The sequence below is a fragment of the Corallococcus sp. AB045 genome, assembly GCF_003668895.1.
Classification (GTDB): Bacteria; Myxococcota; Myxococcia; order Myxococcales; family Myxococcaceae; genus Corallococcus; species Corallococcus coralloides.
This window is the reverse complement of the sequence record NZ_RAWN01000390.1, coordinates 1-2863: the sequence shown is the minus strand read 5'-3', so window position 1 is coordinate 2863 and position 2863 is coordinate 1. Positions and strand designations below refer to the sequence as shown.

Below are 2863 nucleotides of genomic sequence, written 5' to 3'. Positions count from 1 at the left end.
TGCCGGAACTGTCATCAAAACACCTGTGTTAGCGGGAGTGGCTGCGACGACGATGATGTTGCCTCGTCCTTTGGCGGCTCGCTCCATGTGTAAGAGCGGCTTTGATGCGGCGCTCGATGGCGGGGGTCAGTCGGAAGCAGAAAAAACCCCTGGGCAGGTCCCGCTCCGGCTTGAGAAGGCCCTTCTTTATCCAGTACCGCACGACAGCATCGGTTACTCCGTACTTCTCGATGAGGCCGCGAGTGGAGTAGCGGCCGTCTGGGAGGCGAGGCGGCGGTCGTCGACGGCCGACGTGGACAGGTGGATTGCCCTGCGCGTAGCCCTGGCGGCGCGCTCTGGCCAGGAGCGCCTGGAGTTCGGGCGTCATCTCAAACCAGAGGGGCTGCTTGCTGCGCCCGCGCATGGGCACGTGGTCGGGCACAGGAGTCAACTGGCCGCTCTTGACCCAGTAGAGGACCATCGAGGCTGTCACTCCGAAGCACGCTGTCAGGCCGCGGATGGAATAGCGCCCCTGCTCGTCCCGCTCGGGCACCTGGACGCTGCTCCATCCAGAGCGACGTCCCGCCTGGATGCCCTTGCGCCTGCGGAGCGTCGCCACGGACGACTGGGTGAAACGGCCACTGCGACTCTTCCGGTTGCTCTTGAAACCTCGCCGATTGAGTTCCTCGGCAATCTGCGGGTCGCTGAGGTGCTGACGGGACAGCCGGCGAATCTCCTCGAGGACTTGAGGCGGCATCCGGCGGGCCTCGTCCATGGTGGGCCGGGCAACCCGCAGTTCACTGGCGGCGCCCGTCCTCCAGAGGATGCGAATCCGGGTGGAGCGTTGGGGCACGTCCACGGGTACGAGGACGACGTCCTGAATGAGCAACCGCAGGATGCGCTTCTTGTCCGCATTCGTCGTGGTCGGAGCGCTCCAGAGCTTGGGCAGCTCGCGCGCCAGGGCCAGAATCTTCTTCTTGTCCTTGTCCGACAACTCCAGCCCGGGAGTACTCCGTGCCTGCTCATACTCCCGCTCGACTTGCGCCACTTCTTGGAGCTTCTGGTTCCAGCGAGTCTCCAGGGTGCGAGCCACCACGCGATTCTCCGGCTCGACCGCGTTGTACTGACGCTCGGCGCGCTGGGCCTCGTAGCGCACCCGCTCCAGACGCAGCTTCCATTGGCGGTCCACCTCGGCCGACTGGTGCTCCACCTGTTTGAGGACTGCCAGCGAGAGGTCCAACTCGGGCGGTGCGAAGGATTGGAGGACGGCCTCGCTCACCTTGGCATCAATGCGGTGGGCCACCGTGGACCAGCAGTTCGCCTCACCATAGGGGCGCAGGCTGCACTGGTAACAGGGAAGGTCCGCCAAGGGGTAGACCGGATTCATCCGTCGCCCGCACCTGCCGCATATTGTCAGCCCTTGCAGCAGCGCCGGGCCATTGCGCACGGCTCCACGCCCTGGCGCACGCGTGAATCCGGCGCTGTTCTCCTCGACGCGCCGCAGGTTCTCCACGTGCTGCTTCCAGGGGAGATAGGCCGGATGGGCGTCCGGCAGAAACGCATGCCACTGCTCGCGCGCCTGGAGCTTCTCGTGCTTGCGTCGCACCACGCCATCCACGAGCGCATGCCGGTCCCGGTTTCGTCCCCACGCGTAGGCACCTGCGTACGCCGGGTTACGCAGAACGGCCAGCGCACGCGGGACGCTCAGCGGGTGCCATTCGATTTGCGCAGGAGCGTCTCGATGGGCGCGCCGCGTGGGGAACAGCAGCTGGTGGTGGTTGAAGTAGCGCACAGTGCCACTGACGCTCCCCTCCAAGCGGAAGCGCTCGAAGAGCAGGCGGACCGCCCGCTGCACTTGCTCGTCGGGGTCGAAGACAAGCGCGCCATTCTCGAAGACGTATCCAGTCGGAGGCGAGAAGACGAGCTGGCCTTTCTTCGCTTTATGCAGGATGCCGCCCTGCAAGCGCAGGCGCATGGCGTGGCGCTCGGCGTCACTCATGGTGCCCTTCATGCCCAGCACCAGCCGGTCATTGAAGTCGTTGGCGTCGTAGACGCCATCGTCATCGATGATGAGCGTGTCGGACAGCGCGCACAGGTCCAGCAGCCGATGCCAGTCCGCCGAGGAGCGCGCCAACCGCGACACCTCCAGCGACAGGACGGCACCCACCTTGCCCATGCTGACTTCGGCCGTCAGCCGCTGGAAGCCCTTGCGCGAGGTGGCACTGGCTCCACTCTGTCCCAGGTCTTCATCAATGACCTCGACCTGGGCGGCGTCCCACCCGAGTTTCTTCGCCAGCTCGACCAGGGCGTACTGGCGCTCGGTCGACTCCCGGTGCTCGTGGACCTGCATGAGGGTGGACTGGCGGATGTACACCCGAACGGGGCGAGCCAGGTGCTCGGGTCGAACCTTGGAATTCATCGCTTGCCTCGCGGGACTCGGCCACGGCTTTCAGCAGTACGTCGGCCAGCACGCCCAGCAGTTCGAGCCGCAGCGCCTCGGGCAGCGCCGTGTAGAGCGCGCCCGGCGTCGGCGGCTGGCCGGAGCTTCTTTTCCGACGCCCTGACTTGCTGGCCATGCGAGGTGGACCTCTGGCCCAACTCCTCCATCCAGACACTCAGCTCCCGGAGCGATTCGGGGTGCAGCTTCGGACACTTCCCACGGAATTTGAGCGGTGGGGGCCACGGCCGCAGGTCCGTCCAGTCCACAGGCACTTTCGCGGCGTGCCCGTCAGGAAAGCGGAGGACGACGCAGGCGCGACCGAGGTACCGCAGGTGCTGCAGCAGCGGAAGCGTCCGGCCCACGAATGGATGGAGCGGGTGGGTGATGATCACCGAATCCTGCGACGACGGCTGCTTGGATGGGGTGCGCTGAGATGGGTTTCCC

2 protein-coding genes are annotated in these 2863 nt (G+C 65.9%); both read right to left on the bottom strand.

What is annotated here, in order from left to right; translation table 11 throughout:
- Nucleotides 1–28: 28 nt before the first annotated feature.
- Nucleotides 29–2398: a recombinase family protein gene (locus D7Y21_RS40915; RefSeq protein WP_121718597.1), complete on the bottom strand. Its 2370-nt coding sequence runs from the start codon at nucleotides 2396–2398 to the stop codon at nucleotides 29–31.
- Nucleotides 2395–2811, bottom strand: coding sequence for a DUF5372 family protein (locus tag D7Y21_RS43755; RefSeq protein WP_158619404.1), 417 nt, complete (start codon nucleotides 2809–2811; stop codon nucleotides 2395–2397). The genes D7Y21_RS40915 and D7Y21_RS43755 overlap by 4 nt, the downstream gene beginning before the upstream one ends.
- Between the last annotated feature and the right edge of the window lie 52 nt (nucleotides 2812–2863).